Source organism: Bacillus xiamenensis, from assembly GCF_000300535.1.
GTDB lineage: Bacteria > Bacillota > Bacilli > Bacillales > Bacillaceae > Bacillus > Bacillus xiamenensis.
In genome coordinates this window covers 1-19,736 of record NZ_AMSH01000064.1, presented here as the reverse complement: position 1 = coordinate 19,736, position 19,736 = coordinate 1, and the positions used below count along the sequence as shown (strand labels likewise).

21 protein-coding genes and 1 pseudogene are annotated in these 19,736 nt (G+C 42.7%); 16 read left to right on the top strand and 6 right to left on the bottom strand.

Going from position 1 to position 19,736, the window contains the following annotated elements; all coding sequences use genetic code 11:
- Positions 1 to 168: 168 nt before the first annotated feature.
- Positions 169 to 711: a transcription repressor NadR gene (locus BA1_RS15810; RefSeq protein ID WP_008361026.1), complete on the bottom strand. Its 543-nt coding sequence runs from the start codon at positions 709 to 711 to the stop codon at positions 169 to 171.
- Positions 712 to 714: 3 nt separating this feature from the next.
- Positions 715 to 1,863 (bottom strand): IscS subfamily cysteine desulfurase, encoded by a 1,149-nt coding sequence (locus tag BA1_RS15805; RefSeq protein ID WP_034739759.1) that lies wholly within the window; start codon positions 1,861 to 1,863, stop codon positions 715 to 717.
- 74 nt (positions 1,864 to 1,937) lie between these two features.
- On the opposite strand from BA1_RS15805, the gene nadB reads away from it, so the two are divergent.
- The 5 genes from nadB (at position 1,938) to BA1_RS15780 (ending at position 7,523) form a co-directional block, all read left to right on the top strand.
- Entirely contained in the window at positions 1,938 to 3,527 is a 1,590-nt protein-coding gene (nadB, locus tag BA1_RS15800) for an L-aspartate oxidase (RefSeq protein WP_034739756.1), read from the top strand.
- Positions 3,509 to 4,372: a carboxylating nicotinate-nucleotide diphosphorylase gene (nadC, locus tag BA1_RS15795; protein ID WP_008361019.1), complete on the top strand. Its 864-nt coding sequence runs from the start codon at positions 3,509 to 3,511 to the stop codon at positions 4,370 to 4,372. Before nadB ends, nadC begins: the two co-directional genes overlap by 19 nt.
- Entirely contained in the window at positions 4,359 to 5,468 is a 1,110-nt protein-coding gene (nadA, locus tag BA1_RS15790; RefSeq protein ID WP_008361016.1) for a quinolinate synthase NadA, read from the top strand. Before nadC ends, nadA begins: the two co-directional genes overlap by 14 nt.
- Before the next feature lie 131 nt (positions 5,469 to 5,599).
- Positions 5,600 to 6,769, top strand: coding sequence for a SafA/ExsA family spore coat assembly protein (safA, locus tag BA1_RS15785; RefSeq protein WP_008361014.1), 1,170 nt, complete (start codon positions 5,600 to 5,602; stop codon positions 6,767 to 6,769).
- 133 nt (positions 6,770 to 6,902) lie between these two features.
- Positions 6,903 to 7,523 (top strand): YhcN/YlaJ family sporulation lipoprotein, encoded by a 621-nt coding sequence (locus BA1_RS15780; protein ID WP_008361012.1) that lies wholly within the window; start codon positions 6,903 to 6,905, stop codon positions 7,521 to 7,523.
- 48 nt (positions 7,524 to 7,571) lie between these two features.
- Here the strand turns inward: BA1_RS15780 and BA1_RS15775 are convergent.
- Positions 7,572 to 7,946, bottom strand: a pseudogene (locus BA1_RS15775) (LysE family transporter); the annotation flags it as partial.
- A 126-nt stretch (positions 7,947 to 8,072) separates the two neighbouring features.
- Here BA1_RS15775 and BA1_RS15770 point away from each other — a divergent pair.
- Positions 8,073 to 8,255 carry a hypothetical protein gene (locus BA1_RS15770; protein WP_174549238.1) on the top strand — a complete coding sequence of 61 codons (183 nt, stop codon included), beginning with the start codon at positions 8,073 to 8,075 and terminating at the stop codon, positions 8,253 to 8,255.
- 35 nt (positions 8,256 to 8,290) lie between these two features.
- Here the strand turns inward: BA1_RS15770 and BA1_RS15765 are convergent, their stop codons facing one another.
- Positions 8,291 to 8,935 (bottom strand): serine/threonine protein kinase, encoded by a 645-nt coding sequence (locus BA1_RS15765; RefSeq protein ID WP_008361006.1) that lies wholly within the window; start codon positions 8,933 to 8,935, stop codon positions 8,291 to 8,293.
- A 237-nt stretch (positions 8,936 to 9,172) separates the two neighbouring features.
- Here BA1_RS15765 and BA1_RS15760 point away from each other — a divergent pair, with 237 nt between their 5' ends.
- The 7 genes from BA1_RS15760 to yajC all read left to right on the top strand — a co-directional run bounded on the left by BA1_RS15760 (position 9,173) and on the right by yajC (position 14,186).
- Positions 9,173 to 9,673 (top strand): BofC C-terminal domain-containing protein, encoded by a 501-nt coding sequence (locus BA1_RS15760; RefSeq protein ID WP_406566810.1) that lies wholly within the window; start codon positions 9,173 to 9,175, stop codon positions 9,671 to 9,673.
- Between the two features lie 148 nt (positions 9,674 to 9,821).
- On the top strand, positions 9,822 to 10,427 hold the full coding sequence (ruvA, locus tag BA1_RS15755; RefSeq protein WP_008361001.1) for a Holliday junction branch migration protein RuvA: 606 nt from the start codon (positions 9,822 to 9,824) through the stop codon (positions 10,425 to 10,427).
- Positions 10,428 to 10,438: 11 nt separating this feature from the next.
- Positions 10,439 to 11,443: a Holliday junction branch migration DNA helicase RuvB gene (ruvB, locus tag BA1_RS15750; RefSeq protein WP_008361000.1), complete on the top strand. Its 1,005-nt coding sequence runs from the start codon at positions 10,439 to 10,441 to the stop codon at positions 11,441 to 11,443.
- On the top strand, positions 11,436 to 11,636 hold the full coding sequence (locus BA1_RS15745; protein WP_008342752.1) for a DUF2905 domain-containing protein: 201 nt from the start codon (positions 11,436 to 11,438) through the stop codon (positions 11,634 to 11,636). Before ruvB ends, BA1_RS15745 begins: the two co-directional genes overlap by 8 nt.
- Before the next feature lie 34 nt (positions 11,637 to 11,670).
- Positions 11,671 to 12,699 (top strand): tRNA preQ1(34) S-adenosylmethionine ribosyltransferase-isomerase QueA, encoded by a 1,029-nt coding sequence (gene queA, locus BA1_RS15740; RefSeq protein WP_008360998.1) that lies wholly within the window; start codon positions 11,671 to 11,673, stop codon positions 12,697 to 12,699.
- Between the two features lie 27 nt (positions 12,700 to 12,726).
- Complete coding sequence (gene tgt / locus BA1_RS15735; protein WP_008360996.1) at positions 12,727 to 13,872, top strand: tRNA guanosine(34) transglycosylase Tgt; 1,146 nt, start codon at positions 12,727 to 12,729, stop codon at positions 13,870 to 13,872.
- A 47-nt stretch (positions 13,873 to 13,919) separates the two neighbouring features.
- Entirely contained in the window at positions 13,920 to 14,186 is a 267-nt protein-coding gene (gene yajC / locus BA1_RS15730; protein ID WP_008360993.1) for a preprotein translocase subunit YajC, read from the top strand.
- Positions 14,187 to 14,238: 52 nt separating this feature from the next.
- Here the strand turns inward: yajC and BA1_RS15725 are convergent, their stop codons facing one another.
- The gene (locus BA1_RS15725) at positions 14,239 to 14,616 is read right to left on the bottom strand and encodes a TIGR04086 family membrane protein (RefSeq protein ID WP_008360992.1); all 378 of its coding nucleotides are present in this window, start codon (positions 14,614 to 14,616) and stop codon (positions 14,239 to 14,241) included.
- Positions 14,617 to 14,781: 165 nt separating this feature from the next.
- On the opposite strand from BA1_RS15725, the gene BA1_RS15720 reads away from it, so the two are divergent.
- Positions 14,782 to 15,444, top strand: a complete 663-nt coding sequence (locus BA1_RS15720) for a DUF421 domain-containing protein (RefSeq protein ID WP_008360991.1) — start codon at positions 14,782 to 14,784, stop codon at positions 15,442 to 15,444.
- Position 15,445: 1 nt separating this feature from the next.
- Here the strand turns inward: BA1_RS15720 and spoVB are convergent, their stop codons facing one another.
- Entirely contained in the window at positions 15,446 to 16,996 is a 1,551-nt protein-coding gene (spoVB, locus tag BA1_RS15715) for a stage V sporulation protein B (RefSeq protein WP_008360990.1), read from the bottom strand.
- Between the two features lie 116 nt (positions 16,997 to 17,112).
- Here spoVB and BA1_RS15710 point away from each other — a divergent pair, with 116 nt between their 5' ends.
- Both BA1_RS15710 and secDF read left to right on the top strand, forming a co-directional pair.
- Complete coding sequence (locus tag BA1_RS15710) at positions 17,113 to 17,409, top strand: post-transcriptional regulator (RefSeq protein WP_008360989.1); 297 nt, start codon at positions 17,113 to 17,115, stop codon at positions 17,407 to 17,409.
- A 41-nt stretch (positions 17,410 to 17,450) separates the two neighbouring features.
- Positions 17,451 to 19,679 carry a protein translocase subunit SecDF gene (secDF, locus tag BA1_RS15705; protein ID WP_008360988.1) on the top strand — a complete coding sequence of 743 codons (2,229 nt, stop codon included), beginning with the start codon at positions 17,451 to 17,453 and terminating at the stop codon, positions 19,677 to 19,679.
- Positions 19,680 to 19,736: the final 57 nt, after the last annotated feature.

Sequence of the window (19,736 nt, the reverse complement as noted above, 5' to 3'; positions counted from 1 at the left end):
GTTACATTACGAAAGAATTTCAAATTCTCTCCTCTCCTTTACTCGTCCTTCCTATGCTAGACTGCAAAGGTTTTCAGGTCACGATGAAAAGAAGACAAAGGGCTAAAATAAAGATCATTTTAGCCCTTTGTCAACAATCTGATAGTGTCCAAACAGGACACTATTTTTTTAGTCTTTAATAAGAAATCCGGCGTCATCCAGCGCCTGAATGGCTTGGTCAAGCTGTTTTTGGCTGTAAGAAGTGAGTGTATGTAAGTGCACGCCGTCTGTTAGCTCTGACAAATAGGAGGCGCCAGTGTTAGAAATGTGATGAACAAAATCAGCGACTTGTTTACGTGTGCTGACACGAATGGAGGCCGTTAGCTCACCGTAGACTGGGTGTTCGATTATGACGTCTTTCACCGTTACACCATGATCTACAATTAGTGTCAGCTCATCTTCTGTACGATGAGGATCATGCTTGCAGGCAATGATCTGTTCAATTTCGGTTTCCGGCGCATGCTGCGGTGCCATATACACATAGCCTTGACTTGTGGCAATAATGGGTTCATTTTTTGCTTTTAGTAATGAGATATCTTGTACAATGACTTGTCGAGATACAGCGGCTTTTTTAGCTAAAAAGCTTCCGGTAAGCGGTGTATCTGTTTCTTTCAGCCACTTTAAAATGGCGGTTCTTCTTTCTTCGCCAATGAGTTTTTTCTCTTGCTCCACGTTTTATGCTCCTTTCTTCTCCTTTTGCAAGCTCTCAAATGTATGCAAAAGCTGGTCGATGTCATCTTTTGATGATCCTCGTCCGAATGATATTCGAATGAATTGAAGGGCATCACGATCTGATACATGCAATGCCTTCACAGCTGGGGAAGGATGATGATAACCAGAAGCACATGCGCTTCCAGTCGATATACAAACCCCGTTTCGGTTACATGCTAACATTACATATTGTCCTTCAAACCCTTCAAAAAAACAACCAATAATATGAGGCAGAATGCGGCGCTTTCCACTGCTTTGCAGCGTACGGACAGGCAGCTGTCGTTTTTTTAGCTGCTGAAGAAAATAATCACGAAGCTGACCACCGAGCTGCTGCTGCTCCTCTATCTGAAGCATCAATTGTTCGCTCGCGGCAACAAAAGCACCAATAGAAGGAACGTTCACAGTCCCTGGGCGTAGGCCGTTTTCCTGCACTGCCCCTTCATATAAAGGCTTCCAAGGGACATGTGTGTCCAAATAGACAGCGCCTGTACCCTTAGGTGCATACACTTTATGACTGGAAATGGAGATCGCATCCACCCCAAGTTCCTTCACGGACACACGAATTTTCCCAAATGTTTGCACTGCATCTGTATGAAAAAGAACCTGTCTTTCTTTTAAAAGAGCCGCTAATTCAGCCAAAGGCTGGATAATTCCTGTTTCTGAGTTGGCATGCTGGATGGATACGAGTCCTGTTTCAGGCAATAAAGCTTGTTTGAGAATTTCCGCTGTGATGATCCCTTCTTGGTTCGGTTCGATAATCGTGACCTTCACACCGAGGCGCTGCATGGCATTGACCGCATGATGAACGGAAGGGTGCTCTACTGATGTTGTGATGACATGCCGTTTATGCGGCGGAAGTCCATTCATGATGGATTGAATCGCAAGGATATTGGATTCAGTTCCTCCACTTGTAAAGTAAATGCCGCCGGGTTCGCCCTCTAAGATTGTCGCAAGTGATTGTCTGCTGTAAGTCAATATGTCATTTGCTCTTCCGCCTGCATCATGAAGGCTGCTTGCATTCCCGTAGCACTCTTTGCTCAGCTGCTGGAATACATGTAGCGCTTCGTCAGAAACAGGTGTAGAGGCTGCATAATCTAAATAGATCAAACCCATCCAACTCCCGTATAAAAATTTTTTCTTGTATTTATTGTAGTGTTGTGTAATGATATGTGTCAAGACAGGTGTAAATGACAGGAGGGGAGATTGTGTCATCAATCAAAAAAGTCATTGTGGTGGGATCAGGCATTGCGGCTCTTTCCTTTGCGAATACCATCTCAGACAACTGCCAAGTCATCATCATGACAAAAAAACAATTTTCCTCTAGTAATTCTATGCTTGCACAAGGAGGAATCGCTGCTGCTTTTTCAGCACACGATTCTGTCGATCAGCATGTGCAAGACACACTAGCTGCCGGCTGTGATCACAATGATGACAAAACCGTAGAAGAGATCGTACGGCTTGGAAAAAACCTTGTGGATCAGCTTGTAGAAGAAGGCTGTCCATTTGATCGAAATGAAGCGGGAATGCCGCAGTTAGGTAAAGAGGGAGCACATACTTTTCATCGCATTCTGCATGCAGGAGGAGATCAAACAGGTAAAACACTTGTGCAGTTTTTGAAAGGCAAGCTTGGCTCACATATCCATGTATACGAAAACCATCATGTCATTGATCTATTAATTCATGAAGGGACATGTATTGGTGTTGTGTGGAAAGACGAGGAGGGACACGTACATACAATGACCGCAGATGCAGTGGTGTTATCCACTGGCGGCTGTGGCTCATTATATGAGATAAACACAAATGACCCTTCTGTGACAGGAGATGGGCTAATGATGGCCTATCGAGCCGGCGCACAATTAGTGGATTTAGAATTTGTCCAATTCCATCCGACCCTTCTGACGATTGCTGGTAAAGCAGTCGGTCTCGTATCAGAGGCAGTCAGGGGAGAGGGTGCCTATTTAGAAGATGAATCGGGCAGACGGATCATGAATGGTATTCACCCACTTGGTGATTTAGCTCCTAGAGATGTCGTGGCAAGAACCATTTTCCATGAGCAGCAGCTAGGTCATTCTATTGATCTCAACATACAGGATATTCCGCATTTTTCTGCACGGTTTCCAGCGATTGATGCGATGTGTCAGCGTGCTGGAGTCGATACGGCAAGCGGCCGGCTGCCTGTTTCACCCGGTATGCACTTTTTAATGGGCGGAATCAAGGTCAATGAACATGGAGAAACAACAGTTCCATCGCTTTTTGCCATCGGTGAAGCGGCCTGTACAGGTTTACACGGCGCCAATCGATTGGCAAGTAATTCTCTTTTGGAAGGTCTCGTTTTAGGCAGCAAAGCGGCTCGGCGTATCGAGCAATTGGCTGTTCACCAAGAAACCATCCCATCTCTTTCAATACAAGAAATATGGTCTGTCCCGGCTATGTCAGAGGCTCAGCTCAGACAATGGATGACAGCATATGCCGCCATTGTGAGAGATGAGAAAGGCTTACAGACCTTGCTTCATGAATTAGAACATGTCTCTTTTCAGCAAATTAATGTGAAAAATATCACAAATGAGCAAATCGAATTAAGCAATCAATGGGCATTAGCCAGTTGCCTTGCCAAATCGGCTTTACTCCGGACAGAAAGCAGGGGCGGTCATTATCGCAAGGATTATCCAAAGCGCCATGATGCTTTGTGGCAGGGGAAACAGATATTACATGAACAAGGGCAAATTCACATCATCAAAAATGAAAGGATTGGTGCCAAATGGAACGTTTACAGTTAAAACAGATGCTTACACATTTTCTAACAGAAGATATTGGCTTTGGAGATGTATCCGCTGATGCCATCTTTGAAGATAAGAAAGGAACAGCTTACATCATTGCGAAACAATCCGGCGTATTGGCAGGATCACAAGTCATTGAGATGGGATACGAGCTTTTGAATGAACAGATTGAAACTGTGCTGTTTTTTCAGGAAGGCGATTGGATTCATAAAGGGGCTGTACTGGCAGAAATAAGCGGCCCTGTCAACGACCTGCTAAAAGGGGAACGGGTTATTTTGAATATACTTCAGAGAATGACAGGTATCGCAACTCTCACTCATGAAGCAGTAGAGCGATTAGCTGATCCATCTATTACGATTTGTGATACGAGAAAGACGACACCCGGTTTGCGCATGTTAGAGAAATACGCAGTGAAAGTCGGAGGCGGAAAGAATCATCGCTTCGGCTTATCAGATGGTGTGATGATTAAAGATAATCATATTGCCGCATGTGGCTCTATCCGTGAAGCTGTAGAGAAAGCTAGAGCATACGCCGGTCATATGGTGAAAATTGAAGTGGAAATTGAATCCGAAGCACAGCTACTGGAAGCCATTGACGCCAAAGCAGATGTCATCATGTTTGATAACTGCTCTCCGGATGAAGTGAAACGGTTTAAACAGATGACACCTGAAACCATTTTGACAGAGGCATCAGGCGGCATCACGTTAGAGACGCTGCCAAGCTACCGGGGGACAGGTGTAGACCTTATTTCACTTGGCTTTCTGACACATTCTGCTCCATCATTTGATTTTAGTATGAATATGGAATTCAGTCATAAAGGGGGAACGACTCATGTCCATGCTTGATGTATTTGCGGCACAACACACAACGATGATGCCAGATGAATATAAGCACCGCTCTTATGAAGAAATGAAGCAGCGTGTGTTAGACATTAAACGAAATTTTGGATCAAAGCTTTTTATACCGGGTCATCATTATCAAAAGGATGAGGTGATCCAGTTTGCAGATGCCACAGGTGATTCATTGCAGCTGGCGCAAATCGCAGCTGATAATCAAGAGGCAGAATACATTGTGTTCTGCGGCGTTCATTTTATGGCGGAAACGGCAGATATGCTGTCAAAAAAGAATCAGCATGTCATATTGCCAGATATGAGAGCAGGCTGTTCAATGGCAGATATGGCGAACATGAAACAAACAGACAGCGCATGGGATCAGCTCACTGACCTGTTTGGCGATACGATACTCCCGCTTACTTATGTAAACTCAACAGCTGATATTAAAGCATTTGTCGGCAAGCATGGCGGGGCGACTGTCACTTCTTCAAATGCTAAAAAAGTACTGGAGTGGGCGCTCACGCAAAAAGAGCGGATTCTTTTTCTCCCTGACCAGCATTTAGGGCGTAATACGGCCTATGATTTAGGGATTTCGCTAGAAGAAATGGCTGTCTGGGATCAAATAGAAGAAAAGCTCATCACTGATCATCCGCTTCATCGGATCAAAATGATTTTATGGAAAGGGCACTGCTCCGTTCATGAGAAATTTACCATTCGGAATATTGAAGAAACGCGAAAAAGAGATCGTGACATTCAAATCCTTGTCCATCCAGAGTGCATGCATGAGGTGGTAAAGGCTTCTGATCTAGCTGGTTCAACAAAATTTATTATTGACACAATCAAGCAGGCGCCAGCAGGAAGCAAGTGGGCCATAGGGACAGAAATGAATTTAGTGAAACGCATCATAGACCAGCATCCTGACAAACAAATTGAATCACTCAACCCAGATATGTGTCCATGTTTAACCATGAACCGTATTGATCTGCCTCATTTGTTATGGGCACTAGAAAGCATTGAAAAGGGTGAGCCTGTCGGTTTGATTCAGGTCAATGAAGACATGACCAAAGACGCTTTGCTTGCATTAAATAAAATGCTCACCATTCAATAATGAATCAGCCCCTCCTATGAGAAAACAAGTTTTTATCATATTGGCTTGTAAATAGGCATAAATTTATGTTGAAACATATTGTACTTCTGACATAACCGCTACGTTCACGTTTTGCATAGGAGGGGAAAACGTTGAAAATTCATATTGTGCAAAAAGGAGACTCCCTTTGGAAAATTTCAAAGAAGTACGGAGTCGACTTTCAAGAATTGAAAAAACTTAATTCACAGCTCAGTAATCCAGATTTGATCATGCCTGGAATGAAAATCAAAATTCCATCTAGTGGTGTTCCCGTGAAAACCGATCATCACAAAGCAAAAGAAATGCCAAAAGCGAAAGAACACCCTTATGTAAAAGAAAAGCCAAAGGATGTCGTGCAAGTTCAAGATACGAAGCCGAAGGAAAAGCCAAATGAACCAGTACCTTATGTGCCGCCAGTTCCAAAGATCGAGCAGCCAGTTTTTCCGCAAGTCGATGTGAACTATTATCAGACCAATCTCTACCAGCCATTCTCGCCTCCTCCCAAAAAAGAACATCATGAGAAAAAAGATCACGTACATGAGAAAAAGGACCACAAAGATCACAAGGATCATTTTCATCATGAAAATAAGGGTCATTTAAAAGAAGACGTGGCAAAGGGATATGATCCATTCATTCATATTCCACATCAAAAAGAGGAGGGAAAAGATATGGAGCATAGCAATTACCCAAACCTTCCTAATTTCCCGCAAATGCCGAATGTTGGAGGGGCAGCCGTAGGAGGGATGGCTGAAAATAAAGAGCATCAGCATCAGCATCATCATGATCCATATGATCCTTATTATGGTCATGGTCATTACATGCCGGCGATGTATCCATACCCGCAGCAAATGGTGCCGGCTTCTCCTATTTTACCGGGATCTGGTCTTTGTTATCCGGTTCAGCCGTATTATCATCATCATATGATGCCGTATCCTTACCCAGCTCAGCCGTATTATCCTGCGTATCAAGCGCCAGCCTATTACGGTGAAAATCATGAGCATCATGCAAACGACGGGCATCACTGGCACCACCATATGCATCCAAATGCAGGCGCAAATGCGAACGCCAATCAAGGCTTTTATCCAAACGCTTCAAATGAAGCATATGGTAAGGAAGACTGCGGATGTGATGATGGCATGAAGCACCATCATCAGCCATGGCCTGGACATTATCCAACTCCTGTTCCTTATGGTCAAATGGGCGCTTATCCAGCTCAGCCTTACATGCAGCCGTATCCTAATCAATCTGTATTCGCAAGACCAGAAGAAGACGAAGAAGATTAATGACAGAAGGGACGATCTCAATCGTTCCTTTTTTTGCTTATAAATGACAGCTTGTTTTTCTCCTTAACTGTACATCCTAAAACAGAGCCTGTTTCGTGCTCATAAGATTCAATTTGTACAGGGGGTTTTTCGTTTGAGACAAAAATGGCAAAAAACAATCGCATTAGTGCTTCTTCCTATTGGATTAACTGCTTGTGGTACAAATCACAATGCTGGTGTAGACACACGTCATAATCAATCAGGTCAGCCGGTTGGTTACCATTCAAATCAGCGGACAGCAAACAACGGAGAAGATCATCAAGGACCAGTTGCTGAGCTCATGGACGGAATGAACGGAAGAAATACAACGAATGTTGATTATCGTTCACGTCCTACACAGGATCAAGTGAGAATGCCGCTTACTGGTGGAGATGGACGCTACAGTCATGGAGATATGAACTATCATAACCAAATGTCGTTCTCTGGCTACGATAAACAAGAGAACATTCAGCGTTCAAGAAAAATCGCCAACCGAGTGAACAAAATGAACCATGTGACAGATTCACAAGTCATGGTGACGGATGAAAATGTGTATATTGCTCTCAAAACAGATGGGCGCTTGACGTCAGAGGGTGTATCACAAGTAGAAGAAGCAGCGACTCGTTATGCGGATGGAAGAGCTGTCCAAGTCATTAAAGATGAAGGAGCATTTACACGCTTCAGAGATATGAGAAGAACACAATTTGAAACAGGCCAAACAGGCATGACCCGATAGTTTGAGGAATCAAAAAGGCTAAAGTTCATGACGAACTTTAGCCTTTTCTTAAAAATAAACCTTAATCCCTATATAAAATTCGTAAAAGAAATAACAGCCAAATCCGAGTAATAAAATACCAGCAATCATGGATGTCCACTTGATCATCGTGCGATTCATCACTTTTCTCGTTAAGGATACAATCGTGAGAAGACCGATGTCATGAAGAAGAATCCCTGCCAGAATGCCGGCGGCAGCCAATATAAATTCAGATGAATCTGTTTTTGTATAAGCATCTGCCAGTACAGCACCAAACACAGATACCCAGAAGACAAGGTTTCCAGGGGATACCGCTACAAGCAGCCCGTTTCGGTATGTTTTTGCGAATGATTTATTCACTTTTTCTCCTGCTACATGAATGTCTTGATCCGCATTGTTGTGCGATTTTAAACAACATTTAAACTTCTTGTGTTTAGAAGGAAAGAAGCAGGGGAAACGAGTTAAATAGAGAATGAATGAAAGGAGCTGACCGGTTCGGTTAGCGAACAAGACAGAGTGGAAGGTGATCTTATGATGAAAGTATTTAAGGTAACATTTCATATGAACAATGGGGAAGTGCTTGATTTCGAGCTGAAACGTCCAGCTACCTATGATGTGTATAAAAAAATCGAGGAAGCCAATCATTGGTTTAAGCTAAACGACGACATCATTAACTTATTGAATGTAAATAGCATCCATGTAGAAACAGAATAAAACAGAAAAGCCGCTCTTCATTCGAGCGGCTTTCATTATGCAGAGAAATCATTTCGGTTGTTCAGCTGACCCCGGGACAGCCAGTTCTTTTTATATAAATAGGCGATCACTTCAAGCCATAGACGAGGCGCTTTTTTAGGGAAAAAGGGCTTTTGATAATAGACATAAGCGGCTTTTAAATCATCCCACTGATGACATGTTTTCGTTTGCGTGAAGCGGGCAACGTCAATAACCTTGACGCGTCCTTCTTTTGTTAAAATTAGATTTCGTAGATGGATATCAGAAGGATTTAATCCCTTCTCGCGTGCTTCCTCTAACGCATCATCTACCTGTTCAATCATTTGTTTATTGATGGGAATTCCCTTTGTCAGGCATTCATAGAATGTATGGCCTTTAATATATTCCATTAAAATATATCGATCCCCAGATTCATAAATCTCAGGATAGTATGAGGAACCGGAAAGTTTTTCGTAAATCGCAGCCTCTTTGCGGGCAATGTTTTCATAAGAAGGAAAAAAGACTTTTAACGCCATGTTCTTGCCGTCTTTTTTGTATGAAAATACATAGGCACTTCTTCCTTTGCCGCACAGCTCAAGCTCTGCCGGTTTGAAGGCGAGCTTATTAAAACGTTTTTCTTCATGATACTGAATCGACTCGGCTAATCTTTTGACATCTGACATTGACTTCACCTTCTTTGATTTCAGTTTATGCGGCTGAAAAACGAATGATGAAAAAACCGTGTCATTCGGTAGAACAGGGTTGTATAAAACATAACATTTACGAATGAAGGATACAATGAAAGAGTCTTCATATGTGTCAGGTTTATCGATTTGGTTAATGTTTAGAAAAATGGGTCAAACTACATATGTCATGCATCGATCTCATGTTCTAAAGAGGTGTAAATAGTGAAAGTGAAGATGAAATATTTCGTTACAGGACTTATCATGACAAGTGTGCTTTTTTTCGCTGCGGATATGGAAGCAAAAGAACACTTGCAAAAAGAGTCAAAAACCATCAACGTTCAGCTTGAAAAAGTCTATCTAGACGGCGATGTGAGCATTGAAAGACACCAAGCATCATTAGAAGACAAAGATACATTTTGGGCGCAGTATAAAGGCTGGACATTGGTAGAACAGCGAGAGGATTTTGCCCTTTTTAGAAAGCAAATTGATGATATATCCCCATTAAGTAAAGCAAATGGATATATTGGATTATCTGAGGATGGTGTGATTTCTACGTTTCATGGAAGGCCTGACGGCTGGGCGGAGCCTATTCATCTCTTTTTTCAAATTGATACGTCCCGTTTAGAAAGCCATGTGGAGGAGCAGCTTGAGCAAGGCATTCCGTTTCGAACAAAAGATGAATTTGAGCATGTGCTTGAAGTCATGAAACCTTACCGACATGAAAGATCCTTTTAATGATGTGACAGCTTGCTGGTGTGATGACCGCAAGCTGTTTTTCGTGGGTTACATCGTAAAGACGGACTGAGCGAACGTATGTTAACTTTTATTGCGGTTTTCTCTTCGATTTATGTTACAATGGAGAACAGTCAAAGAGGTGAAAACGGTGATAGAGTTTGTAAAAGGGACCATTGATTATGTGTGCCCGCAATATGTTGTCATTGAAAACGGCGGCGTGGGATATCAAGTCTATACCCCAAACCCGTTTATCTATCAAGTAACAAAACAAGAAACGATTTATACGTATCATTACATAAAGGAAGACGCGTTTTCGTTATATGGATTCCAAACACGAGAAGAAAAAGCGTTGTTCACAAAACTGTTAAATGTCACAGGGATTGGACCAAAAGGCGCGCTTGCGATCCTTGCTTCCGGTGATCCTGGCGCTGTCATTTCAGCGATAGAACGTGAGGATGAAGCTTTTCTCATTAAATTCCCTGGTGTTGGCAAAAAAACAGCACGTCAGATCATTCTGGATCTAAAAGGAAAGCTCGCAGATGTGGTGCCAGAAATGATTGGAAACTTATTTACCCACGAGGATCATATTCAGGTCGAAACGCAGCAAACTGCATTAGATGAAGCGCTTGAGGCCTTAAGTGTCCTTGGATACGGTGATCGCGAAATCAAAAAGGTTCTCCCTTTATTAAAAGAAGAAAAGAATCTCACAACCGATCAATATGTGAAAAAAGCTTTACAAAAAATGTTGAAATAGGGTGATGTCTCATGGATGAACGGCTCGTCTCAACTGAAGCAGACAACCATGAATCAGCCATTGAGCAAAGTCTGCGGCCACAGACGCTTAGCCAATATATTGGCCAGCAAAAAGTAAAAGATAATCTTAGCGTGTTTATTGAAGCTGCCCGAATGCGGCAGGAAACGCTGGATCACGTCCTTTTATATGGACCGCCTGGACTCGGAAAAACAACGCTAGCGTCGATTATTGCCAACGAAATGAATGTTCAGCTGCGTACAACGTCTGGACCTGCCATTGAGCGTCCTGGAGATTTGGCGGCGATCTTGACATCTCTTGAACCTGGCGATGTTCTGTTTATTGATGAAATTCATCGCTTGCAGCGCTCAATAGAGGAAGTGCTATACCCAGCGATGGAGGATTTTTGTCTAGATATCGTGATTGGAAAAGGAGATACAGCACGCTCTGTCCGGCTTGACTTACCGCCATTTACTCTTGTAGGGGCAACGACCCGTGTCGGGCTTTTAACAGCGCCGCTTCGTGACAGGTTTGGGGTACATGCAAGATTGGAATACTATGAGCAAAGAGATTTGGCTGACATTGTGGTAAGAACAGCCGAGTTGTTTGAGATTGGGATCGACATTCGCTCAGCTGAAGAGATTGCAAGACGATCTAGAGGAACGCCGAGGGTCGCCAATCGGCTGCTCAGAAGAGTAAGAGATTTTGCGCAGGTGCTTGGAAATCATGCCATCACACAAGACATTGCAGAAGATGCCCTTGAGCGTCTGCAAGTTGACAGGCTTGGACTCGATCATATCGATCACAAGCTGCTTTTAAGTATGATCGAAAAATTTAGAGGCGGTCCTGTTGGACTTGATACGATCTCAGCGACAATTGGAGAAGAATCACATACGATTGAAGATGTGTACGAACCGTATTTACTGCAAATTGGTTTCTTGCAAAGAACACCAAGAGGGCGGGTCGTCACAAGAGAAGCGTATGAACATTTTCATATGGAGGTTCCGATTCGTGACTGAATTCCCTAAAATGTTGATGATTTTAGGTGGTGTCCTTTTTGCCGCAGGTTTAGTATTTCAATTGGTTGGGAAGCTGCCAGGTGATATTTTTGTGAAAAAAGGAAACGTAACGTTCTTTTTTCCCGTTATTACATGCATTGTCATTAGCATCGTACTAACCATTTTACTCAATGTCTTTGGACGGATGAAATAACGTTAACTAGTTAACTACAGAATAGGTGAAGGAAATGAAGCTAGAACTATTTGATTTTGATTTACCAGAAAGATTGATTGCGCAAGTCCCGCTTGAAAAACGAGACGCATCAAGACTGATGGTCTTAAATAAACAAACGGGTGCGATCACACATGATACATTTTCACAAATCACAGATTATTTTCAAAAGGGAGATTGTCTCGTTTTAAACAATACACGCGTTTTACCTGCGCGTCTGTTTGGGACGAAAGAGGATACAGGTGCCAAAGTTGAGCTTCTTCTTTTAAAGCAAGAAGAAGGAGACAAATGGGAAACGCTCGTAAAACCAGCAAAACGTGTGAAAAAAGGAACGGTCGTTACGTTTGGTGATGGACGGCTAAAAGCGGTGTGTACAGAGGAACTGGAGCATGGCGGAAGAAAAGTCGAGTTTCAGTATACAGGCATTTTTTATGAAGTGCTTGAATCTCTAGGAGAAATGCCGCTACCTCCATATATTAAAGAGCAGCTTGATGATCGTGAGCGCTATCAAACAGTATACTCGAAAGAGGTTGGTTCAGCTGCTGCTCCTACTGCTGGCCTTCACTTTACAACCGAGCTGCTGGATGCGCTAAAAGCAAAAGGTGTGCATATTGCTTTTATCACCTTGCACGTGGGGCTTGGTACATTTCGTCCGGTCAGTACTGAACGCATCGAAGAACATGAAATGCACGCAGAATTTTATGAAATGAATGAAGAAACGGCTGAAGAGCTTAATCGCGTGCGCAAAGAAGGCGGGCGGATTATTTCAGTCGGAACAACATCGACAAGAACACTTGAAACCATTGCAAGTGCCTATGATGGTGAATTCAAAGCGTCAAGCGGATGGACGTCGATCTTTATTTATCCAGGCTATACATTTAAGGCCATTGATGGCATGATTACGAATTTCCATCTGCCGAAATCGTCATTAATTATGCTTGTCAGTGCATTAGCTGGACGAGAGCACGTCCTAAAAGCGTATAATGAGGCTGTAAAAGAGGAATACCGATTCTTCAGCTTTGGCGATGCCATGCTGATTCAATAACATCAACAAAGACAGGAGGGCTCATTTTTGTCGCAATTACCGATACGTTATGAGTTCATTAAATCATGCAAACAAACAGGGGCACGTCTTGGGCGCGTTCATACACCGCACGGCTCCTTTGAAACACCTGTATTTATGCCAGTTGGTACGCTGGCTACAGTGAAAACAATGGCGCCTGAAGAATTAAAAGCAATGGATGCAGGCATCATTTTAAGCAATACGTACCATCTATGGCTCCGCCCGGGGCATGACATTGTCAAAGAAGCAGGCGGCCTGCACAAATTTATGAACTGGGATCGAGCGATTCTAACAGATTCAGGCGGCTTTCAGGTATTTTCTTTGAGTGAATTTAGAAAAATTGAAGAAGAAGGCGTTCACTTCCGAAATCACTTAAACGGAGATAAGCTGTTCCTATCTCCTGAAAAAGCGATGGAGATTCAAAATGCACTCGGCTCTGATATTATGATGGCGTTTGACGAATGCCCTCCATACCCAGCAGAATACGATTACATGAAACGTTCTGTAGAACGGACAAGCAGATGGGCAGAGCGCTGCTTAACAGCGCACCAGCGTCCAGAGGATCAAGGTCTGTTTGGCATTGTCCAAGGCGGAGAATACGAAGAGCTTCGTAAACAAAGTGCAAAAGATCTTGTTTCACTTGATTTCCCAGGCTACGCAATTGGCGGCTTATCTGTTGGTGAACCAAAAGATGTGATGAACCGTGTGCTAGAGTTCACCACACCATTTTTACCGGCAGACAAGCCAAGGTACTTAATGGGTGTCGGTTCACCAGATTCATTAATTGACGGTGCCATTCGCGGTGTCGATATGTTTGACTGTGTACTGCCGACGAGAATTGCAAGAAACGGCACGCTGATGACAAGTGAAGGACGCCTTGTGGTGAAAAATGCAAAATATGAGCGTGATTTCAGACCAATTGATGAGAACTGTGACTGCTACACATGTAAAAACTACACACGCGCCTATATTAGACATTTAATCCGTACAAATGAGACGTTCGGAATTCGATTAACAACTTATCATAATCTTCATTTTCTGTTAAAATTAATGGAGCAAGTGAGAGAAGCTATCCGTGAGGATCGTTTAGGTGATTTTAGAGAAGAGTTTTTTGAGCGGTATGGCTTTAACAAACCGAATGCGAAAAACTTTTAACGCATAAACGAAAAGCTTTACAATGATTTAGAAAGGGGTGAGATAGAATGGATGGTGGTATGGGTTCAATCATTATGATTGTTGTCATGTTTGCTGTGCTTTATTTCTTGTTAATTCGTCCACAGCAAAAGCAACAAAAAGCTGTGCGTCAAATGCAGCAATCTTTATCAAAAGGCGATAAAATCGTCACAATCGGCGGCTTACACGGTGAAATCGACTCAATTGATGAATCAAAAGTGGTCATCAAAACAAGCGAAAACAACCGTTTAACTTTCGACCGTCGTGCTATTAGAGAATTAGCTGACAAAGGCTAATCCTCCAATACATAGCCATAAAAAAGAGAGAGCGGATCACACCGCTCTTTTTTTATTTGCCTCGAAGATTGACGCCAATCATTCCCCCTAGCATACAAATCCCCAAAAAGGCCGCATGATAGATGAATTGTCCTGGCGAAAAGGTTTCTCCAAACCCTAAATATTGAAATAAAAATACAGTGAGAGAAAAGATAAAAGAGGTGATGGCGCCTATGAGCCAGCCCCGCTCCTTTGCTTTTCCACCAGAAATGATTCCTCCTAGAAGAAGTGCCGCAAAGGACAATATCATAATCATCCATTTAAACGATGATTCCTGCATGCTCGTAAAGGTAAGCATAAGTGACACAAGTAAGCTTGTCACAATCATCACGACAAAAATAGCAATTAAGCCGGATAAAATGCCTTTTCCTATTTGTTTCGTTTCCTGCATGTGATTCGTCTCCTCTCCAATTGACCGAAGCTTGTCTTTTACTAAAATGTATTCACGATGAAGAAAAAATAGACATGTTTCTCACGATAAAAACAGAGGCTTTCTTTTCTACATAAATAAAGTGTTTTGACACAAGCTATGGTGGATAAGGAGGGTTTACATCATATGCAGGACATCTTAATTATCTCCATGAGAACGATCATTTTATATTTTCTTATTTGGTTTATCTTTCGTTTAATGGGCAAAAGGGAGATTGGAGAACTGAGTATTTTAGATCTTGTCATTTTTATGATGATCGCTGAAATTGCGGTGCTGGCCATAGAAGAAGTAGAGGATCATATGTTACATACGGTATGGCCGATCCTGCTGTTAACCTTCATTCAAATCACCCTTGCCTATCTTTCATTAAAGTTTCAAGGTGTTCGGCGCTTTCTTGACGGCAAGCCGGCCTTGCTCATTATAAACGGGAAAATAGACGAGGGTGCGATGAGAAAACAGCGTTACAATTTTGACGATTTGCTCATTCAATTAAGAGAAAATAACATAGATAGTATTCAGGATGTCTCGTACGCCATCTTAGAGCCTTCAGGAAAGCTTGCCGTTGTTGAAAAAGAAAACAAGCGCACACATGCAGCGCTTGAGCTTCCTCTTATTGCAGACGGTGTGGTTCAGCATGATCATCTCAAGCAGATCAACCATGATGAACAGTGGCTGAGAAAGGAGCTTGCCAAAAGAGGCTATGATCACATCGAACAAATCTCCTACTGCAGCTTTAATCAGAAGCATTTTTATATTGATTTGAAAGATGAAGTCATAAAGAAAAGATGAGCTAAAGCAGCTTCCCAATTAACGGGATGCGGCGCAGCTCTTCTCGTTTCACGAGCCCAAAACAGATTAATAGAATGACATACAGCACACATGTAACAAAGATCAGCATGATCAGCTCTAAAGGGGCAGAAATGAGTCCGCCCGCTTGATGCTTCATCCATAAGCTGACAGCCCCTGTGCCTATGATCACAAGGAAGCAAAGTCCATATTCTTTCATTGGTAAATGAATAGGCAGCACTTTACCGACAGTTGCCGCATGGAGCAATGTGACAAGGACGATGCCGATTAATATTGCAAGTGCTGCGCCCATAATACCAAAGCTTGGCTGTGAGGCAAGGACGAAGATCATTCCTGTTTTTACAACAGCCCCTATCAGGCTGTTGGTCATTGCCGCACCAGCTAAATTTAACGCTTGAAGGACGGCTTGAAGCGGCCCTTGAAAGTAATAGAGAAGAAAAAAGGGTGCCATGAATTTTACATAGATGGCCGCATGAGATGAACCATACATAAAGAGGGTTAAATTTTCTGCATACACAAAAAGGATAATACATGAAATGCCCCCGCTTAATAAACAAAGCCGCATCGCCTGCTTTAGCCGGTATTCTACCGTTTTGCGTTTGTTCTGCTCCATTCCTTCACTAATTGCCGGGACTAATGCGGTGGAGAGGGAATACGTAATAAAACTAGGCAATGTCAAAAGGGTGAGCGCAAGACCGGTCAATTCTCCGTACTGCCTTGTCGCTTCAACAGCCGCATATCCGGCAATTGCAAGGCTTTGCGCGACTACAATCGGCTCTAAAAACCACGAGATATTGCCGATAAAACGGCTGCCTGTCGTTGGCAGGGCAATACTCATCAGCTGCTTAAATGTGTCCTTCCCGTCATGAATCGCCTTGAAAAATCGTTTTCGGATACGGATGGTTTTTTTATAGCGAAAGGCGATCAGTAAGTAAGCAAGTGAAATCATCTCGCCAATCACAGATGAAATCATAGCACCTGCTGCCGCATATTCAATTCCATAAGGAAGGAAAGCTGTTGTACATACTGCCACAAGTGAAATTCTTGCAACCTGTTCCAGTACCTGTGACATTGCAAGCGGGCTCATTTGCTGTCTTCCTTGGAAATATCCCCTCAGCACACTTGAGATAGCGATGACGGGTACGACTGGTGTAATCGCAAGCAGTGGATAGACCGTTCTAGGATCTGTCAGCATATTTTCCGCCATAATAGGGGCAAACCATAAAAAGAGCGGCGTGAAAATCAGGCTAAGTGTTCCTGTTATCGCAAGGGACATGACCAGAATGCGTTTTGTTTTCTGTTTGTCACCCCGGGCTTCTGCTTCTGCGACAAGCTTACTGATAGCGACAGGCAGTCCGAATTGTGTCAGCGTCACCGCGAGAAAAAAGGTAGGTGCTGCCATCATGTAAAGCCCTACGCCTTCTTCTCCAATGAACCTTGCAATCACAATTCGATTCACAAAACCCAATATTCTCGTGATGAAACCTGCTAAAATTAAAATGATTGTCCCTTTTAAAAACGTTTGCTTCGTCAAATCACAGATCACCTGCCTTCTCAAACGACATAGAATCATATACAATAAGATATGCGTGTATATCGTCCAAGCATGACAAGTCTCTCGATAAAAAACTGAAAAGGGGGAGCCTCACATTGACACAACATCCGGCTGCTATATACAAAGACCATTTAAAGCCTTTTCTGTTCAGTAAGCTTGAAGAATTCATCGTTTTGGGCTACAAAGATGTTGATTTAGAGGAATTATGGTCATACTTAGAGAATAAGAAGTGGAAGAAAAAACAAGATTATCCGATTCATGAAATGGTTGCAGATATTTTATCTGTGAAAATTGGCGAATTTATGAACTATGCAACCGTTCAGTCGTTTAAAACGTCTGCTTTTTTGGACAGTGAAGATGGCAAGAATATGCTGGATGAACTGTTGAAATAAGCCATCTTAATGGATTCAGGTGTTTAAGGAGGAAATACATAATGAAAAAAGGGCGCATTCTTGCGTTTTTCTTAGTGGTTCTGTTAATCGGAACTGGTGTGGGCTTATTAACGAAGCCTGTTGCGAAAGATATGACGCTAGGGCTGGACTTACAGGGTGGATTTGAAGTTCTGTATGATGTACACCCAGTGAAAAAAGAAGACAAGATCACAAATGGTGTTCTCGTCAGTACAGTAGAGGCTTTAAACCGAAGAGCCAACGTGCTTGGAGTCAGTGAGCCGAACATTTCTATTGAAGGCAACAACCGTATCCGCGTGCAGCTTGCGGGTGTAAAAAATCAAAACAGAGCAAGAGAAATTCTTTCAACTGAAGCTCAGCTTTCCTTCAGAGATACGAATGATAAAGAGCTCTTAAACGGATCTGATCTTGTTGAAAACGGTGCAAAACAAACATTCAACCAAACGAATGAGCCGATTGTGACGGTCAAACTAAAAGATGCGAAAAAATTTGGCGAAGTGACAAAAAAAGTAGCGGCTATGGCACCAAATAATCAGCTTGTTATTTGGCTTGATTATCATAAGGGAGACTCCTTCAAAAAAGAAGTCACTAAATCAAACCACAAGTATGTGTCTGCGCCGAATGTGAATCAAGAGATTAACAGCAGTGACGTACAAATTGAAGGGAACTTTACGGTTCAAGAGGCCAAAGACCTTGCGAGCATTTTAAATGCAGGGGCATTGCCAGTAAAATTAACGGAAAAATATTCAACATCTGTGAGTGCACAGTTTGGTGAACAAGCACTGAACGAAACAGTCTTTGCAGGAATTGTAGGAATAGCATTTATCTTCTTATTCATGCTGCTTTATTACCGATTACCAGGTCTAATTGCTGTCATTACACTGTCAGCTTATATCTATATCACACTGCAAGTTTTTGACTGGATGGGTGCGGTCATGACGCTGCCTGGAATCGCTGCTTTGATTCTTGGGGTAGGGATGGCTGTCGATGCCAATATTATTACTTATGAACGGATCAAAGAGGAGCTCAAGCTCGGTAAATCTGTGCGTTCTGCCTTCAGGTCAGGAAACCGCAGATCATTTGCTACGATCTTTGATGCGAACTTAACAAGTATTATTGCCGGCGGGGTTCTGTTCTTCTTTGGAACAAGTTCTGTAAAAGGATTTGCAACCATGCTCATCCTATCGATTTTAACAAGCTTTATCACGGCTGTCTTCCTATCAAGATTCCTCCTTGGGCTTCTTGTAGAAAGCCGTTATCTCGACCGGAGAAAAGGCTGGTTTGGCGTTCGCAAAAAAGACATCATGAACATTCATGAAACAACAGAAAATACCGAACCGAAAACACCATTTGATAAATGGGATTTCGTCAGCAAACGTAAAGGCTTCATGATTTTCTCAGCAGCCGTGACCATTGCTGGAATCATTGTGCTTTCGATCTTCAAGCTCAATGCAGGTATTGACTTTGCCAGTGGAACAAGGGTTGATGTCCAAAGTGATCACAAGCTGTCAACAGAGCAAGTAGAGCAAGATTTTAAAAAGCTTGGTCTTGAAACAGACAGTGTTGTGTTATCGGGTCAAAAAGAAAATCAGGCAGCTGCTCGATTTGTCGGTGTTCCGAATAAAGAAAAAATCGCCGAAGTGAAAGATTACTTCAAAGATAAATATGGAACTGAGCCTAACGTAAGTACAGTGTCTCCGACAGTCGGAAAAGAGCTTGCACGTAACGCATTGTACGCGGTTATCATTGCTTCGATCGGGATTATCTTATATGTATCCGTCCGGTTTGAGTATAAAATGGCCATTGCAGCGATTATCTCACTGCTTTACGACGCATTCTTTATCGTTGCCTTCTTTAGTATTACGCGGTTAGAGGTGGATGTCACCTTCATTGCAGCGATACTCACGGTCATCGGGTACTCGATCAATGACACGATCGTGACCTTTGACAGGGTTCGTGAACAAATGAAGAAACGCAAACCGAAAACCATTGAAGATTTATCACATATTGTGAACTTAAGCTTACAGCAAACCTTTACGCGTTCTGTGAACACCGTGCTCACCGTACTTGTAGTGGTTATTGCACTGCTCATCTTCGGATCAGCGTCTATCACAAACTTCTCTATCGCCTTACTTGTTGGCCTATTAACAGGGGTGTATTCATCTCTTTATATCGCGGCACAAATTTGGCTGATGTGGAAAGGCCGTGAGCTGAAAAGACCGGCTAAAGTAGACACAGAACAAGACATCTAAACAAGAAAGACTGCCAGTATGGCAGTCTCAGCGTGTAGACAAACCCTCGCATTCGGT

Bases quoted from the DNA above. Each gene is read 5' to 3' on its own strand.
- BA1_RS15770 (WP_174549238.1), top strand. From the start codon at position 8,073: ATGATGAAAGTATTTAAGGTAACATTTCATATGAACAATGGGGAAGTG.
- nadC (WP_008361019.1), top strand. From the start codon at position 3,509: ATGGAACGTTTACAGTTAAAACAGATGCTTACACATTTTCTAACAGAA.
- ruvB (WP_008361000.1), top strand. From the start codon at position 10,439: ATGGATGAACGGCTCGTCTCAACTGAAGCAGACAACCATGAATCAGCC.
- BA1_RS15725 (WP_008360992.1), bottom strand. From the start codon at position 14,616: ATGCAGGAAACGAAACAAATAGGAAAAGGCATTTTATCCGGCTTAATT.
- BA1_RS15765 (WP_008361006.1), bottom strand. From the start codon at position 8,935: ATGTCAGATGTCAAAAGATTAGCCGAGTCGATTCAGTATCATGAAGAA.
- BA1_RS15805 (WP_034739759.1), bottom strand. From the start codon at position 1,863: ATGGGTTTGATCTATTTAGATTATGCAGCCTCTACACCTGTTTCTGAC.
- queA (WP_008360998.1), top strand. From the start codon at position 11,671: ATGAAGCTAGAACTATTTGATTTTGATTTACCAGAAAGATTGATTGCG.
- nadA (WP_008361016.1), top strand. From the start codon at position 4,359: ATGTCCATGCTTGATGTATTTGCGGCACAACACACAACGATGATGCCA.
- yajC (WP_008360993.1), top strand. From the start codon at position 13,920: ATGGATGGTGGTATGGGTTCAATCATTATGATTGTTGTCATGTTTGCT.
- secDF (WP_008360988.1), top strand. From the start codon at position 17,451: ATGAAAAAAGGGCGCATTCTTGCGTTTTTCTTAGTGGTTCTGTTAATC.
- BA1_RS15760 (WP_406566810.1), top strand. From the start codon at position 9,173: ATGAAATATTTCGTTACAGGACTTATCATGACAAGTGTGCTTTTTTTC.
- nadB (WP_034739756.1), top strand. From the start codon at position 1,938: ATGACAGGAGGGGAGATTGTGTCATCAATCAAAAAAGTCATTGTGGTG.
- BA1_RS15720 (WP_008360991.1), top strand. From the start codon at position 14,782: ATGCAGGACATCTTAATTATCTCCATGAGAACGATCATTTTATATTTT.